The sequence below is a fragment of the Asaia sp. As-1742 genome (genome assembly GCF_011753235.1).
Taxonomy (GTDB): domain Bacteria; phylum Pseudomonadota; class Alphaproteobacteria; order Acetobacterales; family Acetobacteraceae; genus Asaia; species Asaia bogorensis_B.
On the sequence record NZ_VWWA01000002.1, the window covers coordinates 360,264 to 382,582 of the forward strand.

Below are 22,319 nucleotides of genomic sequence, written 5' to 3' on the forward strand. Positions count from 1 at the left end.
GAGCGAACCTTCAAGAGAGCGTGAAGAGAGGATTGTTTGTTGTCATTGTCAATGATCTGGTCGTGCGGGGCCTTTCGGGCTGGCTTATGGGGCGCGAGGCGAGGTCTAGGTAATCGTCTCGATGGTTTTGATACGTGCCCGGGGATAGATCTCTGCCTGGGATAGCACCGGGACCGCAGGGCGTACGCGCTCAACGATTGATCGCATTGAATCGCGTACAGTCGAGGAGACGACGATGACCGGCACCTCGCCACTTGCTGAAACGGCGTTGAAGGCGTCGCGCAGTTTGATCACGAAGCGATTGAGCATGGATGGCGGCATGGCAAGTCGCCGGTCATCGCCTTGTCCGGCTATATGAGCGGCGAAGTCGTTTTCCCATTCCGGAGAGAGGGTAATCATCGGGATATAACCTGCGGGCCCCTCCAGGCCGCTGCAGATTTGTCGGGAGAGGCGGACGCGCACATGAGCGGTGAGGGCCTGGATGCCTCGCAAGCCCAGACCATTACCCTCCTGGATGCTCTCTAGAATTGTGGGCAGGTCGCGTATGGAGACCCGTTCGGCGAGAAGCGACTGCAACACACGCTGCACCGTGCTCAGGGTAACCTGTGACGGAATGAGGTCTCCCACCAGCTTCTGCTGATCCCGGGGCAGTTCATCGAGCAGATTCTGGGTCGCTACGTAAGTCAGCAAATCTGGCAGATTTTGCCTCACAAGTTCGCTGAGATGTGTGACCAGAACACTCGCAGGATCGACGACCGTGCATTTGAGGGCCATGGCTCGCGGCTTGAGGGCCGGTGCAATCCACACGGCGGGAAGACCGAAAGCGGGTTCTGACGTCCTCTCACCCTCAAGATCGGGAGCGCCCCCCGATGGCGTCATGGCCATAAGGCGGCCAGGCCGGACTTCACCACTACCGATGGTGATTTCCTTCAGTTTGATAACGTAGCGATCAGACGGCAGAATGATATTGTCCTGTATGCGGATGGGCGGTGTAATGAAGCCCATCTCGGCTGCGATTGTTCTTCTCAGTGCCTTGATCTGCTCGGTCAGTTGCGCGTTCTCACCATTGGTCATTGGAAGAAGCCCGAACCCGAGCTCAAGACGAAGCAGATCCAGTTTGAGCACATCAGAGATGGGTGACGCAGAAGGGGCCGGGGGCGCTTCGCTGACGTCACTGTCATTTTCATCTGGTGTCGGCACTTTCCAGCGCCACCATGCAGCGGTGCCGGCAAGGGCACCAATGATGAGGAACGGAAACGCAGGCAGCCCAGGCATCAATGCGAAGCAGCCGGAGAGAATCGCGGCCATCGCCATGGGCTTCGGGTTTCCGCCGAGCTGGCGGACAAGCGTGACGTCTGCCGACCCCGCAGTTCCCCCTTTGGTAACCACGATACCGGAGGCTGTCGAAACGAGCAGGGCAGGAATCTGGGAAACAAGTCCGTCACCGACAGTCAGCGTTGTGAACGTACTTGCCGCATCGCCGATAGGCATGCCGTAGCGGAGGACACCGATAGCCAACCCCCCGACAATGTTGATCCCTGTAATGATCAGCGCTGCGATGGCATCACCGCGGACAAATTTTGCAGCACCGTCCATGGCGCCGTAAAACGAGCTTTCGTCTTCGAGCTCCCTGCGCTTGAGGCGTGCTACCCTGTCGTTAATGGCTCCTGACGACAGCTCGGCATCGATGGCCATTTGTTTGCCAGGCATGGAGTCGAGAAAGAAGCGTGCTGCAACCTCTGCGATGCGTCCCGAGCCCTTCGTGATGACCATGAAGTTCACGACGAGAAGAATGCTGAAGACGATTCCCCCGATCACGACATCACCGCCCATCAGGAACCCTCCGAATGCGGCGACAACATGCCCTGCAGCAAAGGTGCCTTCGTTGCCGTGGCTCAGGATAAGGCGTGTTGTCGCGATTTCGAGCGAGAGGCGGAGCAGTGTCGTGAGGAGAAGCAGGGTAGGGAATGAGGTGAATTCAATGGGTCTCTCCAAAAACAGGGAAACCATCAGAACAAGCACGCTCGATGTGATCGACAATGAGAGACCGAGATCGAGAATGAACGTCGGCAGAGGGATGATCAGAATCGACAGCAGCAGCAACACGCCGAGCGCAAGGCCGACATCGGTGCCGGGGATCGCCCGTCGCCAGGAGGTCTTGTAACTGCCATCTCTGACGGATTGAGATGCCTTCGTTACTTGCCCGGTCAAGGAAGAAAAAAGTTTTGAGGCAGCGTTGCCACCCGTGCGCGACTTGCTGGAGGAAGGGGCACGGACCGGAGAGACGTTTGCGCTTTCCAAAATGTCAGCTTTCCTAGCCTGGGTCATGATGCCGACGGCATTGCTGCGCAACGGGCCCCGACCTGTCGTCCTGAAATGAATGATACGCCAATCGTTGCGGCAGGCGCTTGAATCTCGCGCCAAGAGGTATCCCGTCTCGCGTAGATGAGGCAAGATATTAAGCGTTACGCGTTCATGGATCGCTAACCTGCTTTCGAAATGACCTGAACTTGATCGGTGATGGCATGACACAAGACACGGCTAGTCCGGAACCGCGAGATCTGACACATGCTTCATCGCCTGCTGAGCAGTGGTGGAAAATCCCGGGTGCACCGCCGGATGTCGAGAAGTTTGTTGAGGCATGCGAGGCCCTGCTGGGCTCAGGTGACGGGATCAGCGGATTAAAACTTGTACTCGAAACGATGGCAGTCCATCAGGACGAGTGGAAGCTCTCTATGGCGGGAGCGTCGCTCATCCTGCGTTTCACAACGCGTTACGACATCGTTGGGGTCCTGCTGCGCAATGTCATACGCCTGCAACCTGACAATGTGCCCGCCCAGGCTTTCTCCGCCCATTTGCAGATCGTGCGCGGGGACGTAAGCGGCGGCTGCGCAAGCTTTGCACAGATGATGGCAACCTATCCCGGGCAGAAAGCGGAGATCGGGGAATTCATCAGCATGTCCCTGCTTGAGGTCGGGTATCCTGCTGAGGCGCTTGCGGTGCTGAAATCTCTGTTCAACGACGGAGATGAAACAGCGTCACTGCTCAATAATGCCGGTTGTGCGCTCGAGCGGCTCAATCGCTCCGTTGAAGCCCTGCCGTGGTATGAAAAGGCCCTCAGAATCAGCCCTGAACGCAAAGCTATCGCGTTTGGTTATGCCTGCACCCTGATCAAGGCGGGTCTTTTTGAGAGAGGCTGGCCACTCTATTTCGAGCGCGAATTGCAGATAACCCCACAGCAGGGCTGGGTACGCAGCATTCCCCGGCTCCGTCCTGATACCGGCCTCTCAGGGAAGCGTATCCTTGTCTTTCAGGAGCAGGGGTTGGGCGATACGATCCAGTTTATACGTCACCTATCCGCCCTTGCAGCGCGTGGTGCCGAAATCCACGTCTGTGTGCCCGCCTCTCTGGTGCGCCTTGTGCGTCAGTCCTACCCGGCTTTGACGGTGCTGGACCCTGTGAGTGCTGCTACGAACCACGCATATGATTACGCGTGCCCCGTGCCGGATCTGCCCTTTATCAGCGGGGTGCGGACGGTGCACGATATTCCAACCTGCATTCCATACATTACCGATATCCCCGCTGACCGAGAAAAAATGGCGGCCCTGCTGCCTGCGGGTAGACCGCGGATCGGTCTTGTATGGGCAGGCGAGCGTCGTCTCCGCTCAGAATACGCATTGGCTGATATGCGGCGCTCGATTTCCTTCAGCGATCTCGCCGAGGCGCTCCTCCCGGCTGAGGCGACCTTCGTCAATCTGCAATTCGGGACACCAAGGGAAGAGCTGAAGAGCTGGACCGGTCAGACAATTCATGATCCCATGAGCGAGGTACAAGACATGGCGGATACGGCGGCCATCATGCGTAATCTTGATCTGATCATCTCGGTCGATACGTCACCCGCGCATCTCGCCGGAGCGCTTGGTTGTCCCGTATGGTTGATAAGCCGTTGGGATGCGTGCTGGCGCTGGGGGGATTCCGGAACAGGGAGCCCGTGGTACCCTACGATGAGAATTTTCCGTTCGAATGAGCGCTCTTTCCTTCCTGTCCTTCAAGAAGTCGGAAAAGCGCTGCGACTCTGGATCGATATGCGAGGCGTCTGATGCTTTCAGCCTGTTGGGCGTGCCAATTGCGTAGGGCTGCTTCGGTATGATGCGAGGCTGCGTCCTCTCATGCCGCTCATGCCTGAATGATGAGGGGCAGGCTGGGTGAAATGGCTGAAACCCTGGAAAGGATGAAATGCCCTCACAGCAGGCTGTGCTCCCTCACGCGCATCAGCAACGATTGTATCGCCGTAGGGAGACTGGCTTCGTGGCGCCGCCAAATCAATCGCGCCCTTACGCTGAGGCGGGTGTTTAACGTCCCCTGACGGGCCTATCCGTTCGTCATCAGGTATGGCCCAGGTTTCGAGCACCTTCCATTGATACGGGGCTCCGAGCCCTGGGGTCTGGGAATGATAGGCCGCCGCCGCACGCGGCCAACTTCCCATCTTGTCGTGCATCTGGTTAAGAAAGCGCCCGGCATAGAGAGCATTCGAGGTTGGATCGAACGCCTCATCAAGTGAATGGAAAGCATCCGGGTGCTGTTGCAGGTTGACCTGCAAGCACCCGACGTCGATCGACATAATACCCGCATTGCGAAATTCGGTTGCCGCCGCGACGGCGTCCTGTTTGGAATCGTAATAATGGCCAACCCCATTGGCCATTATTGTCCACGGCCAGGATGACAGTCGCCCCTGCGCGTCGGTCTTGCCGCTCTCGACCCGACTGATGGCATATAAGAAACCTTCGGGAATGCGGAGGACTTTTTCAGCCTGGCTGGAGGCTATACGGCAGCGCTCGGCTTCCATCGTCTGAGACAGGGCCGGCACGGGAGCGAGAACAACGCTGAAACCCAACATTGCGAGAGACGCGCTGGCTGATTTCGATAGGCGTGATTTCATGAAAATCATGGGTCCGTTGCGCCTCTCAGCGAAATCCATGGCAGTCTTTCATCGGCGTCTATGTGACAGCGGGATTACGGTTCGCCGTGGTGCGGCATAGATCAATATCAAAGGTCTTCCCGTTACAGGATAAGCAGGCGTTATGACAATCATTATCGCTTTTGCAACAATGCCGGTGTGAAACTGTCTCTCTGTCGGAGGGCGTTAACCTTGTTGTGGTTGTAAGTGACAGGCCTGTGTCGTAGGGTGTCATTGCTGGCGCCTGTCGTACAAGATCGCTATCGATGGTGCAGGCTTATCCATTTGACAAAGACATTTCGATACGCACTCCGCGTCACACCGGGAACTGGGCTGGACGATCATACGATGCATTGTCGTAACAGGAAAAAGACGTTTGGCTGCCTGATAAAGACGCTCCTTTTTTGTATGAGCCTGGGAATCGTGGGTTATGCGCCGGCGTCAAACGCCACCGCAGTACGCGTCAAAGATATTGTCGATTATGAGGGTGTGCGTGACAACCAGTTGGTCGGGTACGGATTGGTTGTCGGTCTGCGAGGAACGGGCGACCGGCTGACAAATACGATCTTCACTCGCGAGACCCTCATCAGCATGCTCAATCGTCTTGGAGTGAATATCCGCGATCGAGAAGTCCAGTTACAGACTCATGATGTTGCTGCAGTCATGGTAACCGCGACTCTGCCTCCTTTCTCTCACGGGGGTGGGCATATCGATGTTACGGTATCGGCAGTGGGCGACGCCCGTGACCTGGCAGGAGGCACGTTGCTGGTGACGCCGCTCCAGGCAGCAGACGGTGAGGTCTACGCTGTGGCGCAGGGCTCCCTCGTCACAAATGCTTTCTCAGTCGGAGGGACGGCGGCCTCGGCTACCCGCAATATTCCAACGACAGGGCATATCGCCAATGGCGCAGTTGTCGAGCGCGAGGTGCCGGTTTCCCTGGGCAGAAGCGGGCTGATCCATCTCTCCTTGCGAAACCCGAATTTCACGACGGCAAACAGAATCGTCAATGCCATTAACCGTTCTCTCGGATATGGCACGGCCAAAATGGATGACCCGCGCACGGTTTCAGTTAACATGGCCGGGCGCGACGCGCCCTCGCTTCTTTATCGGATCGGCGATCTTATGATCGAACCGGATACGATGGCCAAAGTCATTGTGGATGAGGCAAGTGGGACCATCGTGATGGGCGATAATGTGCGCATCAGCACGGTTGCCATTGCGCAAGGCAACCTGACGATCCAGGTGACGGAGACTCCGTTGATCGCCCAGCCTGCCCCTTTTTCCAATGGGACGACGGCGATCGTGCCTCGAACGCAGATCGATGCCAGTACAGACAGTTCTCACCGATTGGGTATTCTTCGTGAAGGTCCCACGCTCGCGAGCCTTGTTGCCGGGCTGAACGCCTTGGGAATGGGGCCGCGCGATATGATCAGTATCTTGCAGGCTATCAAGGCCGATGGCGCTCTCCAAGCAGATCTGGAGGTTCGATGACATGACGGCTTTGACGCCTGCAACACTCTCTTCTCTCTCTGCTGCGCAGAATGAGACATTGGCTAAAGCGCAGGAGGCTGCCCGAACCGCAAAAGCTGACAAGGCACGCGAAACAGCGAGATCTTTTGAGGGCCTTACGCTGGGTGAGTTGCTTCAGCCCATGTTTGACACCGCTGACATCTCAGACAACGAATTTGGTGGAGGCGCGGCTGAAAAGCAGTTCCGTTCCCTGCAAGTGCTGGAGATGGGAAAGCAGATAGCCAATAATGGCGGGATCGGTATTGCCGACAGTGTGTATCGACAAATACTCGCGATGCAGGAACAGGAAGAGACATGATCGGTATGCGCTCAGACCAGACCTCGCCGGTCATAAAAGCGGCATCGCGGCTTATGGCCCTGCTGAAAGTGGAAAATGAACAGCTCCGTCAGGGGAAGCCTGAACAGATCGAGATACTGCTCGCGGATAAAACGAAATTACTGTCAAAAATGGAGCAGGCACTGACTCAATTTGAGGAGCAGGGGGGCGATAGAACAGCTTTGATGCCGACCATGGGGGACCTGATCTCGCTTGTTGCGGAGAACCAGGCTTTGCTCGAGCATATGTCAGTGGTGCAAACCGAATTCCTGAAATTGATATGTGCCGCGCCCGTTGAAGAAATCACGCAGGCATACAGTCCGTCAGGTCACTACGTCACGCCGACGACAGAGAGCGCCGCCTTGACCCTTCACAGTGAAATCTGAGAGTTGAAAGACCGTATGCGCGTTGGACTGATGAGGGCGACAGGTCTGTCTGTAAGCTTGGCGTTGACTGCCTGTCAGTCTCCAGCAAAGCCGTATCTCACCATGGGTAAACGGATAGCGGATGCGGGGTTTATAGCCCATCCCGCAGATACAACCGCACGTTACGCAATGATGAATTCGCTCCCGCCTGGTGTGATGACCTATCGGCCTGCTCCTAGCGGCCCCATCTATCTCTACGCAGATCCGATCGGATGCGGCTGTGTTTACATGGGATCAGACGTGGCTTTCGTTTATCTTCTGAATTCGACCCCTGTCGTTCGAAATCAGCACTTGCCCATCAAGAATGTCCCTTCGATTGCATCGATGGCCGCTGAAAATCGACGCAATACCAGTGTCTGGGACTGGAGCGCCTGGTCCAGTCTTGCAGACCCCGGTGCTACGCAGCCCCGATATGTAACCGGGGCTGCGTGGTAGAAACGGCTCGGTTCTCTATTCGCCGAGAAACTTGCTGCCCATACGTTTGCGAGCATGATGACCTTCTGGCACCGGCTTGCGGGCCTCGGTAACCACGGGCGTGACGGCCGGGCGTTGCTCGTGTCGCTCCGGTTCGGGAATGGGAGCTTTCGTTGGGGTGTGGTTGTCCGGGAGGGGAGCTTCGGTATTTTCCGGGTCGTCTTGCAGGATAGGTGCCTCTGACTGTCGAAGCATATCCAGTTTGACGTCTGACACATCATCCAGAAGCTTTCCCAGGGATTGCTCACTGGATTCCGCTTTTCGTGTCAGAACGCTGAGCTGCTCAGCCTTCGAATCTGCCTTGTCCACAAGCGTATCCAGTTCACCCCCGACGATCTTGGCTTGCTCGATCGTGCGGCTCAGCGGTCGTCCGCTGACTTGACCCGCAACACGCAGCTTTTCAACACCATCATGCGCATTTTTGATACTGGTCTCGAGCTTTTCGATAAGTTTGACGAGACTTGCTCTGTCGCTCTTCAAAGCTGACAGGGTCTTGCTGATGTGAAAATTATAGGCGATGCCTAACAGCAGCAGAACCGAGAGTGCCGCTTCTATGAATACCTGAATTTGGGCGAGCATTCTCTCTCAATCCTCCGTTATTTATCGTCAGCCTCGTTTTGCGGGATGTCAGTCCATAGTCTCGAAGTCAGTGGTGGCCTCACTCGGGTTGTGTATATGCGGGCTATCCTCGGGCACAAGCCGATGATCGATCTTAACGGCTGCTTTCCCTCCTGATTGCCCCAGATGCCCCTCGAAGAGTGTCGTCTGATTACACTGCAGCGTCACAGGGAGGGTGTTTTTAACCTTGTGGGGAAATACGAGCTGCATACCTGGCTTCATGGTGAGCAATGTCGAAAGGCTGACGGTCTGCTCCTCAAGCACAGCCAGGATTTCGGCATTGGTTTCCATAATTTCGGAAATAAGATGGTTTTCCCAAACCGAATCACGGCCAAATCGCTCCCCCATGAACTGCTGGGAGAGCAGATCTCGCACAGGTTCGAGGGTTGCATAAGGGATGACAAGATCCATATTGCCGGTCCGGTCCTCCATATCAATATGCATCTTCGATGTCACGACAGCATTTGAAGCACGAGCGATCGCCGCAAAGCGTGAGCTTACTTCGAGCCGTTCAAAGATAAGGTCGATCTCGCATACTGGGCTGAACGCGACCGACAATTCCCGCAGGGTCAGGTTCATGAGCTTTTCGATCAGAGTACGCTCTATGGCGGTGTGAGGCCGCCCCTCAGTGCCTGAATGACCCTTCCCACGCGGGCCACCCATGAGAATATCGATTATGGAGTAGGCCAGCGCGGAATCGATTACGAGAAGACCGTAATTCTCCCATTGGACAGCCTTGAAGACGCAAAACAGCGAGGATGACGGCACGCTGTTGACGTAGTCGCCGAAACACATGGAGCGCGTGTATTCTGTGGTGATTTCGACATTGTCATTCGTGAAATTCCGAAGGCCCGTTGTGAGGAGGCGGACCAGACGGTCAAGCACGATCTCGAGCATCGGCATGCGCTCGTAAGCGACAAAGCCGGCCCTGATCACACGCTCCATTCCTGTCTCGTGCCGTTCAGGCAGGTCGCTGAATGCGCCGCCAAGGAGATTGTCAATCTCCGACTGGTCGAGCATCTGGTTCAGCGTTTCGTCCGCCTGGAAAGGCTCGGAGGCACTGCCGGAAAAGGGGTCATTCTCGCTCTCGACCTTGGGGTCGGCCCAGGCATCAGGTATGGGCGGGATATGGTGTTCACTAGGCGACATCATGAAACTCTGCCTGCATCGAAAGGACCGATGTTTATCTCAACCGGTCTCACTGTATGAGGAATTCGGTAATATAAAAATTGGTGATCTTGAGGGGCGCTATCTCAATTCTAAGCCGCCTCAGAAGAGTTTCACGCAACCTGTACACCCCGTTTCCCCTTATCTCCTGAGGGCGCGTCTCGTGCAGATAGGTCTGAAATATATCCTGGATCTGGGGAATATACCGCCTCAGCGAGGCCTCATTCTGAGTTCCTGCAATCTCCACACGCGTTGTCATCTTCACATAGACGGGTCGATTTTCACCATTATCGAGGCTCGAGATGATGGATGGTACCGCCAGAATGGTGCTTTGGGCAGTGGACGGGTCAGCTGCCTCTGCTGTCTGCTTCGTTGACGAAAACCACCCCTTATGGACTGCAAGATATCCTGTGCCGGCGATTAAAGTGAGCAGGATCAGTGATGCTGCCACGAGAATGAGGCGTTTCTTTCTGGGTTGAGCCTTCATCCCAAGCCGATCGTCATCGACAACGTTGATGTCGAGATCGTCGTTCAGGCGGGATTCACTCATTTATCTTTCGCTCACGTTCTTCTGGCAGTGATTTTAGTTTGATTAATGCGCCATTCATGCGCGGACGGAAGTTTCCGGGGCGCCATAGGAGGAGCATCCTCCTGCGAGGTCGCCTTGTTTCGACGGGCAGCATCAGACTGCTGCCCGGGAAAATCGTCCTTTTATATTATTGCTTCATGGCAATGGTAGCCTGCAGCAGAGTGTCCGCAGTGGTGATGACCTTGGTATTGGCTGAATACGCTTCCTGAGCAACGATCAGGGCAGAAAGGTCGCTTGTGAGATTTGTGGTTGAAGACTCTGTGTAACCTACGGAGAGTGTTCCGGTCCCGTTGGCGCCAACAGTGCCGACAGCGGGGTTACCAGACGCTGCGGTAGCGGTGTACGCTTGCCCGTCTACCGCGTTCAATCCGTTGACATTGGCGAAATTGGCAAGCGCAATCTTGCCTGCAAGTTGGGATGCCCCGTTGCTGAACTGCGCCATGACCGATCCGTCGCTCTGTATCTGAACGCCCTGATATGTGCCAGCGGCTACAGCGTCGGATGTGAGAGCTGTCGTGTCCTGTCCAAGCGAGCTCGAAGTCGAGAGCAGGGGGCTCGTTGTGCTGGTCATGTCTGGCAGCTTCACCGTATAGGCCTGCCCGTTGATCGTGGCGGCAAGAGTCGTCGGGGGTGAGTTTGCCGTGCCGTTCGCATTGAAGGTGATCGAACTCGTCGAGCTCAGCGCAGCGCCGGTAGAGGAGTTGATGGCCGACACGTTCCAGGTTGGCGGCGAGGCAGATGTCTGAGCCCACCGAAGCGATACGGGCGTACCCCCGACATCAACAGGCGACGTCATATAGCTCTGGTTCGAGCCGGTGGCCGTACCGATTTGAGAGCTGTCCTCAGTGAGTGTCGAAGTATTCTGATCAAGCGTCAGGCTCGAGACTGCGCTTTTGCTCGCAGTGCCCGTCGATTGTGCCATGATCGTTCCGCTGGTGCCACCAATGGTGCCCAGTGACAGGCTAATCGACTGAGAGGTATTCGTTCCATAGGACGCTGTGATGGGGAGCGTTACAGCCGCGCCAGTGGTGGTCGAGCCAACTGTAGCTCCCGTCGAATCCGTTACGCTGGCCAGAGTGCCGTTACTGTTGAAGGTGACGTTATAGGTGTTATCCGCCTGATTGATGGCGCCCGTTCCATCTGCGTCATAAGCGCTGGCAGTCCAGACGAGAGGATTTGTGGTGCTTTGAGACCAGTTGAGCGCCACATGATGCTGTGTTGCGTTCGCGTCATACACTGTCACGGGTGCAGTCGTGTATGTCTGGGCATCACTGGCGGTATAATTCGCCGAATTTGCAGGCATTGTGCCCACAGTAGCTGTCAGCGTGAGCTTGCTCGTCTGTGGCTGACGATAAGTGATATTGCCAACATTGATCTGCGTCACACTTGTGCCAAGCTGTCCGGACGACGGATCGACCATATATCCGTCGAGGTAATAACCGCTGGTATTGACAAGATAACCTTGGTTGTTTTGCGAGAACTCACCGTTGCGCGTATAATAGCTCTGATCTGAAAACTGTGTTGTGCTCGCATTGCCAGCGCCGTTCGCCTTGGAGACAACGAATAACCCATTCCCAGAAATGGCCGAGGCAAGACTGTTACTGCTGCTGGTCGGTGTACCCTGATTATCGACATGCTGCACCGTGATAGCGGATACGGAATCCGAGACATCGGCCGAGGCCGTGCTGCCAATCATCGAGCCAGCAACGAAGTTCTGGAACGAAGTCGTATCGGCTTTGTAACCTACGGTCTGACTGTTTGCGATATTATTACTGAGATTTGTAAATGCCGTTGACTGCGCGTTTATTCCGCTGACGGCCGTCGTGAGCGCGTTAAATACTGACATCAGAGTGTCCCCGACCTTATATGCCACGAGCTGCTTCGCTTGCCGCATGGGCATGGTATACGAAGAGTCCGAATGTTGAATGAACGAGACGACATAAAATTGCGCGATGCCTTGACCGGATCGAAATTTGTCTCTCACCGCGCCTGCGGCAATCAAGAGTATCCCGAAACGAGGTGAATCCCAGCTTGGCTATGGGTAGCATGTGTTGGTGGAAACGCAAGCTTTGTTACGATGTTTATCCGGATGCTAGCCCACGATACCGAAACGCGGTAAGACGTTTTCCGCGGTGCGATGATGGCAAACTGAATGCCGGATGACAAAATTGAGACAAAAGCCGCAGGCGTCGGATAAAAACGTTTCGTTAACTATTTTCACGATTAGATGAATGGCCGGCATTGATCCGGCACAAGATAGGGGTGGTTCTGACAATCAGCGCCCGTGGCGCGGCTTTGGTATAGTCCGGCTTTGTGAGTGTCTATCTGCCCTCGTCTCCAGTACTCTTCAGGCAATCTCCGGAGTAAAAAATCGATGTTTAAGTCGTGGCCTGGTGGCTGGGCAGATGCCAAAGCCAAGATGAATGCGCTTGATCGTGCGCTGGCGTTCATCGAGTTCGATGTGAGCGGCATGATCCTCGAGGCCAATCAGAATTTCTGCGATGCAATGGGTTATCGGCTTGATGAGATCGTAGGGCGTCATCATCGCCTGTTCATTGACGATACCTATGCCGCAAGTGCGGAATATGCAGGATTTTGGCGCGGGTTATCTGAGGGAAAATCCTGTACGCAGGAATGCATAAGGCTGGCAAAGAGCGGTTCCGAGGTTTTGCTGCAGGCGAGCTATAATCCGGTCAGGGACGTTACAGGTCGGGTCTATAAAATCGTCAAGGTTGCAGCTGTAGTGACAGAGGCTGCGGCCCTCAGGGCTGATACAGCGGGCAAGCTCGACGCGATCTCTCGTGCTCAGGCTGTTATCGAATTTGCGCCCGACGGCACCATCTTGCATGCAAATCCCAATTTTCTCGCAGCTATGGGCTATTCACTGCCAGATCTTGTCGGGCGTAACCATTCGATCTTCGTCGGGGCGGATATGGCTGCCACCCCGGAATACAAGGCGTTCTGGAACAAGCTGCGAAAAGGGGAATATGTACCGCTCGAATGCAAGCGTCTCGATAGCCGTGGGGAGCCGGTGTGGCTGCAGGCTTCCTATAACCCGATTTTTGATATCAAAGGCGAGGTGGTCAAGGTCGTCAAATTCGCGACGGTCATCACGGGGCGGGTAAAGGCCATTGATGACGTTGGTAAGGGCCTGGCGCGACTGGCCGATAACATCCTCGGTTTTCGCCTCAATGGCGAGATCGATCCCACATACGAGAAGCTCCGCGAAGATTTCAACAGGGCAATCTCGAAGCTGGACATGACGCTCGGCGGTGTTGCGGCCTCGGTCGGCACGGTCGCGAACGGAGCCAATGAGATCGTCGTTGCCTCCAATGATCTCGCCCGCAGGACAGAGATGCAGGCGGGCAATCTCGAGCGCACCGCCGTTACGCTCAATCAGATTACTGCGCGCGTATCAAAAGGGGCGGAAAGCGCCAAGGCGGCGGCCTGTTCAGCTTCATCAATGAGAGTCGATGCACTGGCGGCGACCCAGATCGTCGATGGAGCGATCGATGCCATGGAGCGTATGCGTGAGGCGTCGAAGGCAATCTCGCAGATCACCGGGATGATCGAACAGATCGCCTTTCAGACCAATTTGCTTGCCTTGAACGCTGCCGTCGAGGCCGCCCGCGCGGGTGAGGCGGGTCGTGGATTTTCCGTGGTGGCTACAGAAGTGCGCGCGTTGGCGGAGCGTTCTGCGAAGGCATCTCAGGAGATACGTCTCCTCATTTCAGAGAGTACGACGCACGTTGACCGTGGCGCAAAGCTGATCACGGACGCCGGATCTGCACTGGGTGGGATTGTCGAACGCATATCCGGAATTGACGGCCTTCTGTCGGAAATCGCTTTGGGATCCGAAGACCAGGCGGAGGGGCTGGGGCAGGTCAACCAGGCTGTGGGTCAACTGGATCGTGTGACCCAGCAGAATGCGGCAATGGTCGAAGAGGCAACTGCGGCGGCCAATAGTCTCGGTGTCGAGGCGGGGCGTCTCAAGGGGCTTGTTGATGAGTTCACGTTGAGCGAGGTTGTCTAGGGTATCGGGCTTGTCACGGCTATTTGGCTAGGTATTCATTCCACGTCGTTTTTTCACGATGCGTGGCCCGGTCTGCACGATAGACGTGGATTGAGTGCACCACCCTGCATCGGCTTGCCTGATGCGGGGGGCGGGTGCGGTTTCCGAAGGCCGCGCTCTTGCCTGGCTACAGCCTTTTTTATCCCGGATGTGCCAGCTTCTCATGGCGCCAAATTTCCAGAGCCAGAGCCGCCGTATCGGCGGAAAGTATATATCCTTTCGCGCTATTTCCCACCTGCCATCAGAGGTGGTTGGAAACTTTTACGAAACTATTTGTCTCTAGGTCTGTCCGTGCTGGTTTCCCCTTTTTTATCGGGGTGGCGTGTTGAAGCCCGTCGTGGGTGACTGCGGCATTCTCTTGCTGAACGGAATTGCATGAACCTCCTGGCCTCTCTTTCGATCGCCACGGGTAGCCTCAGTGTTATCGAGGCCCAGTATGCTGTGACGGCAAACAATGTCGCGAACGCAAATACCACCGGCTACGTGAAAGAGACGGCTGCGACGTTGTCTTCGGTGGCTGCGGGGTATGGTACAGGGGTCAGGCTTGGCAATACCCAGCTTGCGATCAATCAAGCGCTTCAATCATCGCTTTATCAGCAGAATGCCCAGGCCTCGTCCTACACAGTGATGAGCGATTCGCTGGCTGCCGTCTCCTCCGTGCAAGGATCTACCTCTCAGGACTCCGGAAGTACGTCTAGCCTTTCGGACCAACTCGGCAATTTGCAAAGTGCCCTGATTTCCCTGACGTCCACTCCTACCCAGAGCGTCTCCCAGAGTGCAGTCGTCAGCAAGGCCTCTGCCTTGGTGACAACCGTGCAGACTCTTGCCTCGACCTATGCTTCACAGCGACAGGCGGCGGCTGATGGTGCGGTTTCCGATGTGTCCTCCATCAACTCCGACCTGACACAGATTGGTGCCCTGTCGAAGCAGATCATGAAATTTAAAAGTCTGGGGCAGGGTACCGCTGATCTGGAAAACCAGCGTTTGGGCGTGATGTCGGACCTGTCTTCCAATCTGAGCGTGTCCTTCACCACCAGTGCGAACGGCGATATGACGGTGCGCACCGCAGACGGAACACAGTTGCCAACCAGACCCGATCAGATGGGTCTGGATGATAGCACCCAGACACTACCCAGCAGCACGTGGCCTCTCTCGACTTCGAGTGTTACACTGTCGAGCAGTTCATACTACAGTGCGCAGAACACGAACTCTTCCATTCCGGCAATTACTCTTGCTGGCCAGGATATTACAACGAGTCTGACAGGGGGGAGCCTTGGCGGCAACCTGACCCTGCGCGATAGCACTTACCCTCAGATGCAGGCGCAGCTCGATTCATTCTCCTACACGGTAATGAATCGTTTTGGCAGCGCAGGATTACCTCTGTTCGTTACCGGCTCTGACGCCAATGCGACGAGTTCGATTCAGGGCAGTGACCTCAGTAAGCCGGTGCCTCAGGGAATTGTTGGGCTGTCTGCCAGCCTGAGTGTCAACAGTACCTATACCAAGACGCCGTCGGCGCTCACCACCACCACAAATAGTGATGGGAGCACCAATACAGGTGTCACAACCACCATCAGCAATGTCCTTTCCACCACCTTTGGCTCGGACGCCGAAGACGTAAGCGGGAGTCTTTCTGCGCCGTCCAGCAATCTCGGTCCAGGTGGGTCGATCTCGACGGGATATGCCGGTAATCAGGGACTACTCGCGTTATCGACCGCCCTTACTTCCAATCAGGGCGCTACCATCGCTTCCATGAGCGCGGGTGTCACGTCTAGCAGCGCCGTTCTCACGCTCCTGCAGACCAAAGTAGCAGACGTTTCGGGCGTTAACGTCAATGACGAAATGGCCAAGACCGTTGCGCTGCAAAATGCTTACACGGCGAACGCGAAGATCATTTCCACGGTGCAGACCATGTTCAATGCGCTGTTATCGGCAATCCAGTAAGCGGTCCGGAGATTGGTCATGAGCAATGCGGTAGGTCAGTACGGTGGATCGGCTCTCTCGCTCATTCTTGAGGCGAGCGTAAAGACTCTGACTGCGCAGCAGGAGACCGCAACGTGGCAGAGCAGCACCGGTATCATCGGGTCGACTTACGCCGATCTGGGGACCTCCCGTTCCGCGGCGCTCAGCCTCACTCCCAAAATCACTCAGGTGCAGGCGTGGCAATCCAATATCACCAACGCTCAGAACACGTTGTCCGTCACGGCCACCGGTCTCAATCAACTTGTTTCAATGGCGCAGACGCTTTCCACTAATCTGCTCGGTATTTCCGGCACGGCAACATCCAGTCAGGTTGCTGCCGCCGCCTCATCGGCAATGAGTGCTCTTGGTGATCTCAAGACAGTGCTCAATACGAGCGATGGTGCAAATTACGTATTTGCGGGCACTGACAGCAACACAGCCCCCATAAAAGGGAGCGCTCCCCTGTCATCGAGCAGCCTGGCTCAGCAGATTGCGGCGAGCGTTCAGTCTCTCAACGCATCCAATGCGGGGTCTGTTCTTGCCAGTGCGACCTCTCTGGCGGGGTCAACCGATCAGGCGGTATCCGTATTTTCGTCGACACTTTCCGTATCTCCGGCTCAGGCTGCCGACAATCAACGCAGCGTGATGAGTGGGACCAATACCACAACAAGTTTCGGTATCGTTGCTACTCAGTCATCCATGACCTCCTCGTCGAGCAATACGTCCACCGGATCGCCGATCAGGGATCTGATGCGAGACCTTATGGCGGTATCGGCAATGAACGGGATGTCGTCCAACACACCAGGATTTTCCGATCTCGCAAAGCAGATCTATACGTCGCTCGGCACGACGATTAGCCAGCTGACCGAAGAGGAAGGCGCTGTGGGCGCAACGCAAAACAGCCTGACCTCGCAATCGACAATGCTGACTGGGCTTTCCACAATGCTCGAAACCCAGCTGGGCGATTCGCGAAATGCTGATATGGCGACAGTCGCAACCAATGCAGCGAATATCAAAACCAGCCTGAGTGCCTCGTATATCCTTATTTCAAACATGAAGGGCATGACACTGGCGGATTATCTCTGATGACCCATCCGGAAGGCAGCGCAGAAGCGCTTCAGCTGGCTGGTGATTATGCGTCAGCGGCGAAAGCATATGAAATCCGCCTTCAGGCATCTCCCGACAACGCGCGCACCCTGAGCAATTACGGTGGCCTGCTCAACTTGCAAAACCGGTTTTCGGATGCCCTCGCATTATTGGGTCGTTCCGTTGCGCTTGATCCTGGTCTTCCCGACGCGTGGTCCAATATAGGGAACAGCTTTCTACATCTGAGCCAGTACGAAAATGCGATCGCCTGCTATCGCAACAGTCTCCGCCTCGAACCTTCGCATGCTCTGGCGCTCAGTAACATGGGCGTAGCTCTTGATCATCGCGGAGATCATGCACTGGCGCGCGGTTTTCATGATGCCGCTGTCCAGATGAACCAGGAGAACGTATACAGCCGGACCAACCGCGCAGTTTCGCTGCTTCAAAGTGGCGATTATGCTGAAGGCTTTCGTGAGTATGAGCATCGCTGGACAGCGCTGCGTGCTTCTGGCGGGCAAAGTAGTGTGCCTCGCTGGGGTGGTGAGCTGGCGCCTGACAAAACTCTGATGGTTTTCACCGAAGGCGGATTTGGAGACGTCTTGCAGTTTTCCCGATTGGCTCCGCTTGCGGCGCAAAAGGTCGGACAGGTCATTCTGCGTGTGAGGCCGGAGCTCGTCTCGCTTCTGGAGCGTAGTTTCCCTGAAATCACTGTCCTGTCGGAAGACGATATCCTCCCCGAGCACGATCTCGAATGTCCGGTTCTCAGCCTGCCTCACGTGCTCGGGATAACGCTCGAGACGATCCCTGTTCCTGGCAGATATCTGCGGCCTGACCCGATAAAGACCGCCCTGTGGCGCGAACGGCTTCGGGCTGGGGACGCTGATAACTGGCACGATACCTTTCGTGTGGGGCTTGTATGGGCGGGCGCACCGCATCCCGAAGTTCAGGCAGCATTTCTTGCTGACCATCGCCGCTCCATGAATCTGCAGGATCTGGCACCGCTAGGACAGGTCGCCAGACGCTTTGAAACGCTCAGGTTCTATAGCCTGCAGATAGGAGAACGCGCAGCGCAGGCGGCAAATCCGCCTGAAGGGATGCGTCTTTCAGATCACACGAGCCACATCGCCAGTTTTGATGATACGGCTGCGCTGATTGACACGTTGGATCTCGTTATCGCCGTCGACACATCGACTGCGCATGTATCGGCTGGGCTGGGGAAGCCCACATGGCTTCTTTCACGCTATGATCAATGCTGGCGTTGGCTCTCGGGGCGACGTGATTCACCGTGGTATGAGTCGATACGGCTTTATCAGCAAAAGCAGCCCCTCGATTGGGGAGGGCCTGTTGCCATGCTCACAGACGATCTCACGGCTCTCCTTGAGACGAAATATGCTCATACGCCTGTCTCAGCCCGATGAGACAGGCGTGTCCCAAAAGACGCGCTGACGCAGGCATTCGAGAATTTTGAAAAGTTTCATATTCCCGGTCTCGTATTGTGCAACAAAGCATTGTAGGCTGTAACCATCATATATCGGCATGGGGGCATCGAGCTGCCTCTATGTCGCATGCCAGATAATTCGAAGATTGCCTGATATTGAAGTCCTGTGCGCAATTGAAATGATATTTCATTGCGATAAGAAAATATAATGTCGATTCAAGAGGCTCTTCGAAGTGCTCTTGGTAGGGGTGTCCTGAAATGATGAGATCGCTTGATATCGCGAATACGGGCATGCAGGCCCAGACCACAAATGTCGAGACGATTTCCAACAATATCGCCAACATGACAACCACCGGATACAAGCGTCGTCGTGCTGAGTTTCAGGATCTGATCTATCAGGATCTGCGTCGTGCCGGGACGATGAGTTCTGATACCGGGGACCTTGTTCCTGCGGGTGCGCAGGTTGGTCTTGGTGTTCGCACGGCCGGCATATACCGCATCAATGAGCAGGGTACGCTGGAACAGACCGGAAATTCGCTGGATCTTGCCATTGAGGGGCGTGGATATTTCCGAGTAACCCTTCCGTCGGGAGAATATGCCTATACTCGTGACGGAACATTCTCGCTCTCGGAAGACGGTACGATTGTTACTGCGGACGGCTATCCCCTGTCTCCCAATATCTCCGTTCCCAACAATGCGGAGAATATCACGATCGATCAGTCTGGACAGGTACAGTACACGCTGTCTGGTCAGACTACAGCCCAGGTGGCTGGTCAGTTGCAGCTCGCGACATTCCAGAATGAGAATGGTCTTACGGCGATGGGGCAGAACCTGTTCACCGAAACAACCTCATCTGGCACAGCCAACCTCAGTACACCGCAGAGCGAGGGATATGGTTCGGTCCGTCAGGGTTTTGTTGAGGAATCCTCAGTTAATGTCGTGACCGAAATCACTGCGCTCATTACGGCGCAGCGAGCCTACGAGATGAACAGTAAAGTTATCACTGCCTCGAATGAAATGCTGCAAACCCTGACCAATCTGCGGTGATACCAATATGCGCGCGCTCACGATCTCTCTGATAGGGCTATCTTTGATAGGCTATTCCGTATCGGGAGATGCAGCGACCCTGCGCAATACGTCCATCGTTTCGTCCGGGATGGTTCGTCTTTCTGACATTTTTTCTGGTCTTGAGCCCGGGCAGGATCGGGTTCTGGGTCCTGGACCGGCACCTGGATCGAGTATTCATGTAAGCGGGCAACAACTGATTGCGATCGCCGATCAATACGGTGTCGAGTGGGAAGACCAGTCCTCCTCTTCGTTCATGACGATTACCAGAGCGGGAAGAATTCTTGACGAGAATTATTTCGTTTCCCTCGTCAGGAAAAACCTGCCCGACTTGGGCGAAGGCCCCGTTTCAATTACGTTTCACGACTTTCATCCTATGACAGTCTCTGCGGATGAGGCCGAGCCGGTTGTTCTGTCTGATGTGAAATGGGATCAGCGGAGCGGGTGGTTTTCATCCACTGTTTATCGTGCCCACCCTACAGGAGATCTGGCAACCGACTCGTTCATGCTGACGGGTGTTGTCCATGCCACCCAGCGCGTGATCGTGTACACCCACTCGCTGGGGGCAGGAAGCGTTGTTAGTGCCGCAGATGTCAGGGTGGACGAGGCATATTCTGGTCATCTGCCGTCGCGTGCTGTCACCGATCCGGCTGAGGTAGAGGGGCAGACCATCAGCCGTGGTGTCGTGGCGGGCTCCGCGGTCATTGCGCAGGACCTGCAGCGCACTGTGATCATGCATAAGGGAGATCCCGTCATGATCACCTACGTAGCTCCAGGGCTCAGATTGTCGATTGCTGGAAGGGTTCTTGAGGATGCCGGTGCCAAACAGCAGGTCCGCGCATTGAATGAGTCGAGCGGGATGATTGTCAGCGGGAAAGTCACTGATGGGTCAAACGTGGAAGTGGCGTTGACGAGTCATCCAGTCCCGTCCGATCCGAACACAATGCGCCGGCTTTCGGCGTCTATGCGCAATCCTGCGCCTTGACGTTTCCTGGCGATAGGTGGCTCTGAATACGATGACGCGTTTTTTCTCCCGTGGCTCATTGACCGTGCTGCTGCTACTGGGCGGCTGCACGTCTCTCTCTGATCTGACGGAACTCGGTCACCCACCGAGAATGACCCACACTTCTGATCCGACACAGTCGCCGGACTATCGTCCGGTGACAATGCCGATGCCACCTCTCCAACCTCCGCCGACCGAGGTCGGGAGCCTGTGGCGCTCAGGAAGCCGGGCTTTTTTCAAAGACCAGCGTGCCTCTCAGGTTGGCGATCTGATAACGATCAACGTCAACATCTCGGACAATGCGGCACTCAACGACAATACCACCGTCGCAGGAAGCGGCTCGCAGACATTCGGGATCCCGAGTTTCTTCGGAGCCCAGGGTAAGGTGCTATCAAGTAGCAGTGCGCTGGACACAAGTAGTGCGACTGCAAATACGGGCGCAGGTGTCATTCGCCGCAATGAGACTGTCACCCTTGCCCTGGCGGGGACGGTGACTCAGGTACTGCCCAATGGTAACTTCGTTGTCGTTGCCCGGCAGGAAGTCCGCATCAATGGTGAACTGCGTCAACTCATGGTTAGCGGCGTTGTTCGACCCCAGGATATAACGGAAGACAACATCGTCACACATGACCGTATTGCAGAGGCACGGATTTCGTATGGAGGTCGTGGACAGCTGACCACTGTCCAGAATGCGCGCTGGGGACAGCAGATTATGAATGGTGTCCTGCCATTCTGACCAGGCAACATGCTTGTTGGCAGGCCTTGGTTTATCGGCTTCTTAATCTTGCGAAATGTGGTGTCTTTCGCGTAGCGCAGCGCCCTGCCACAACGAAGCTGTTTCGAGCAACGCTCCGTCTTGCCCACGTTTCCTCCGGCTTTTCGCCATAGGGCTCGTGGGAACTGCGTCAAAAAAAGTAACGATGACCGGAAGGAACGGGTAAGAGAGGGGCCATTATTTATATGCTTACCCCCTCACTCATCACGGTCGATATTCTCGTGTTGGCGTTTTTCCGGCCCTCTGCATAGAGGCAGGAAATACATGGCCGCACCATGGCTGAACGCATTGATGAAAGCCCTCCATAGACCCCGAAAATTCTCTTGATCGAGAATGCAAGGCGAGCGCCGTCAAGGCGGATTGAGCGTGTTAAATCCCATCTTCTGTTAACGATTGGCTCCTAGAACTCGACGTTCTCGTCAAAAACCGAGGACAGGGGCCGTTACATGATTCTGAAGCTGATCATACTTCTCATAGGTTTAGGCGTTGTAGAAACCATATTGGTGAAGGTTTTCTCCTTCATCGGCGATCGTCTGGTGTATCTGGGGCTGTTCGATGGTTCCTTGGAACGACTCGCATCGATCTGCGAGACAGCAGCCCTGATATGTTTTTCGTGTGCCGCCGGCTTCTTTTTCCTTCGCTTGATAAGCCGCCTCCGCGCCACGGACACTCGGGAAGGGCGTGACGCGGGGTCTGGCTGATGATTACAGCGACCTACTTGAAGCAGGTCTGATCAGCCTAGATTCTTGTCAATCCCTATCTGCAAAGCAAAATCTGAAACGAAGCCGCCCACAGGTTATATGAAGGGGCATCGAGAGGATTTATTAATAATTCCGATGGAC

General features: G+C 55.5%; 18 protein-coding genes. 12 read left to right on the forward strand and 6 right to left on the reverse strand.

The window, feature by feature from the left end; translation table 11 throughout:
• Positions 1–105 precede the first annotated feature (105 nt).
• Entirely contained in the window at positions 106–2,424 is a 2,319-nt protein-coding gene (flhA, locus tag F3J08_RS04310; protein WP_240149123.1) for a flagellar biosynthesis protein FlhA, read from the reverse strand.
• Positions 2,425–2,525: 101 nt separating this feature from the next.
• Here flhA and F3J08_RS04315 point away from each other — a divergent pair, with 101 nt between their 5' ends.
• Complete coding sequence (locus F3J08_RS04315; protein WP_240149124.1) at positions 2,526–4,100, forward strand: tetratricopeptide repeat-containing glycosyltransferase family protein; 1,575 nt, start codon at positions 2,526–2,528, stop codon at positions 4,098–4,100.
• 5 nt (positions 4,101–4,105) lie between these two features.
• Here the strand turns inward: F3J08_RS04315 and F3J08_RS04320 are convergent, their stop codons facing one another.
• Entirely contained in the window at positions 4,106–4,939 is an 834-nt protein-coding gene (locus F3J08_RS04320) for a transglycosylase SLT domain-containing protein (RefSeq protein ID WP_166928559.1), read from the reverse strand.
• Positions 4,940–5,365: 426 nt separating this feature from the next.
• Here F3J08_RS04320 and F3J08_RS04325 point away from each other — a divergent pair, with 426 nt between their 5' ends.
• The 3 genes from F3J08_RS04325 to F3J08_RS04335 are packed head-to-tail and all read left to right on the forward strand — an operon-like array spanning position 5,366 to position 7,189.
• Complete coding sequence (locus tag F3J08_RS04325; RefSeq protein WP_051395980.1) at positions 5,366–6,448, forward strand: flagellar basal body P-ring protein FlgI; 1,083 nt, start codon at positions 5,366–5,368, stop codon at positions 6,446–6,448.
• A 1-nt stretch (position 6,449) separates the two neighbouring features.
• Positions 6,450–6,785, forward strand: a complete 336-nt coding sequence (locus F3J08_RS04330; protein WP_062165937.1) for a rod-binding protein — start codon at positions 6,450–6,452, stop codon at positions 6,783–6,785.
• Positions 6,782–7,189 (forward strand): hypothetical protein, encoded by a 408-nt coding sequence (locus tag F3J08_RS04335; RefSeq protein ID WP_166928560.1) that lies wholly within the window; start codon positions 6,782–6,784, stop codon positions 7,187–7,189. Before F3J08_RS04330 ends, F3J08_RS04335 begins: the two co-directional genes overlap by 4 nt.
• A gap of 489 nt (positions 7,190–7,678) precedes the next feature.
• On the opposite strand, the gene F3J08_RS04340 is transcribed toward F3J08_RS04335, so the two are convergent.
• From F3J08_RS04340 to F3J08_RS04355, 4 genes are all read right to left on the reverse strand, one after another.
• A complete protein-coding gene (locus tag F3J08_RS04340; RefSeq protein ID WP_166928561.1) occupies positions 7,679–8,281 on the reverse strand; it encodes a DUF6468 domain-containing protein in 603 nt (200 codons plus the stop codon).
• Positions 8,282–8,329: 48 nt separating this feature from the next.
• Positions 8,330–9,472 (reverse strand): flagellar motor switch protein FliM, encoded by a 1,143-nt coding sequence (fliM, locus tag F3J08_RS04345; protein WP_166928562.1) that lies wholly within the window; start codon positions 9,470–9,472, stop codon positions 8,330–8,332.
• Positions 9,473–9,518: 46 nt separating this feature from the next.
• Entirely contained in the window at positions 9,519–10,037 is a 519-nt protein-coding gene (gene fliL, locus F3J08_RS04350) for a flagellar basal body-associated protein FliL (protein WP_062165211.1), read from the reverse strand.
• Positions 10,038–10,203: 166 nt separating this feature from the next.
• Positions 10,204–11,922, reverse strand: a complete 1,719-nt coding sequence (locus F3J08_RS04355) for a flagellar hook-basal body complex protein (protein WP_166928563.1) — start codon at positions 11,920–11,922, stop codon at positions 10,204–10,206.
• A 528-nt stretch (positions 11,923–12,450) separates the two neighbouring features.
• Between F3J08_RS04355 and F3J08_RS04360 the strand changes: the two genes are divergently transcribed.
• From F3J08_RS04360 to F3J08_RS04395, 8 genes are all read left to right on the forward strand, one after another.
• Positions 12,451–14,109: a PAS domain-containing methyl-accepting chemotaxis protein gene (locus F3J08_RS04360; RefSeq protein WP_205206702.1), complete on the forward strand. Its 1,659-nt coding sequence runs from the start codon at positions 12,451–12,453 to the stop codon at positions 14,107–14,109.
• A gap of 414 nt (positions 14,110–14,523) precedes the next feature.
• Positions 14,524–16,092: a flagellar hook-associated protein FlgK gene (flgK, locus tag F3J08_RS04365; RefSeq protein ID WP_166928564.1), complete on the forward strand. Its 1,569-nt coding sequence runs from the start codon at positions 14,524–14,526 to the stop codon at positions 16,090–16,092.
• 18 nt (positions 16,093–16,110) lie between these two features.
• The gene (locus F3J08_RS04370) at positions 16,111–17,196 is read left to right on the forward strand and encodes a flagellin (protein ID WP_166928565.1); all 1,086 of its coding nucleotides are present in this window, start codon (positions 16,111–16,113) and stop codon (positions 17,194–17,196) included.
• Entirely contained in the window at positions 17,196–18,614 is a 1,419-nt protein-coding gene (locus F3J08_RS04375; RefSeq protein ID WP_166928566.1) for a tetratricopeptide repeat protein, read from the forward strand. Before F3J08_RS04370 ends, F3J08_RS04375 begins: the two co-directional genes overlap by 1 nt.
• Positions 18,615–18,895: 281 nt before the next feature.
• On the forward strand, positions 18,896–19,681 hold the full coding sequence (gene flgG / locus F3J08_RS04380; protein ID WP_023980023.1) for a flagellar basal-body rod protein FlgG: 786 nt from the start codon (positions 18,896–18,898) through the stop codon (positions 19,679–19,681).
• A gap of 7 nt (positions 19,682–19,688) precedes the next feature.
• Positions 19,689–20,684: a flagellar basal body P-ring formation chaperone FlgA gene (gene flgA, locus F3J08_RS04385; RefSeq protein ID WP_166928567.1), complete on the forward strand. Its 996-nt coding sequence runs from the start codon at positions 19,689–19,691 to the stop codon at positions 20,682–20,684.
• Positions 20,685–20,715: 31 nt separating this feature from the next.
• Positions 20,716–21,438 (forward strand): flagellar basal body L-ring protein FlgH, encoded by a 723-nt coding sequence (gene flgH / locus F3J08_RS04390; RefSeq protein WP_062165206.1) that lies wholly within the window; start codon positions 20,716–20,718, stop codon positions 21,436–21,438.
• A 485-nt stretch (positions 21,439–21,923) separates the two neighbouring features.
• A complete protein-coding gene (locus F3J08_RS04395; protein ID WP_166928568.1) occupies positions 21,924–22,178 on the forward strand; it encodes a hypothetical protein in 255 nt (84 codons plus the stop codon).
• Positions 22,179–22,319: the final 141 nt, after the last annotated feature.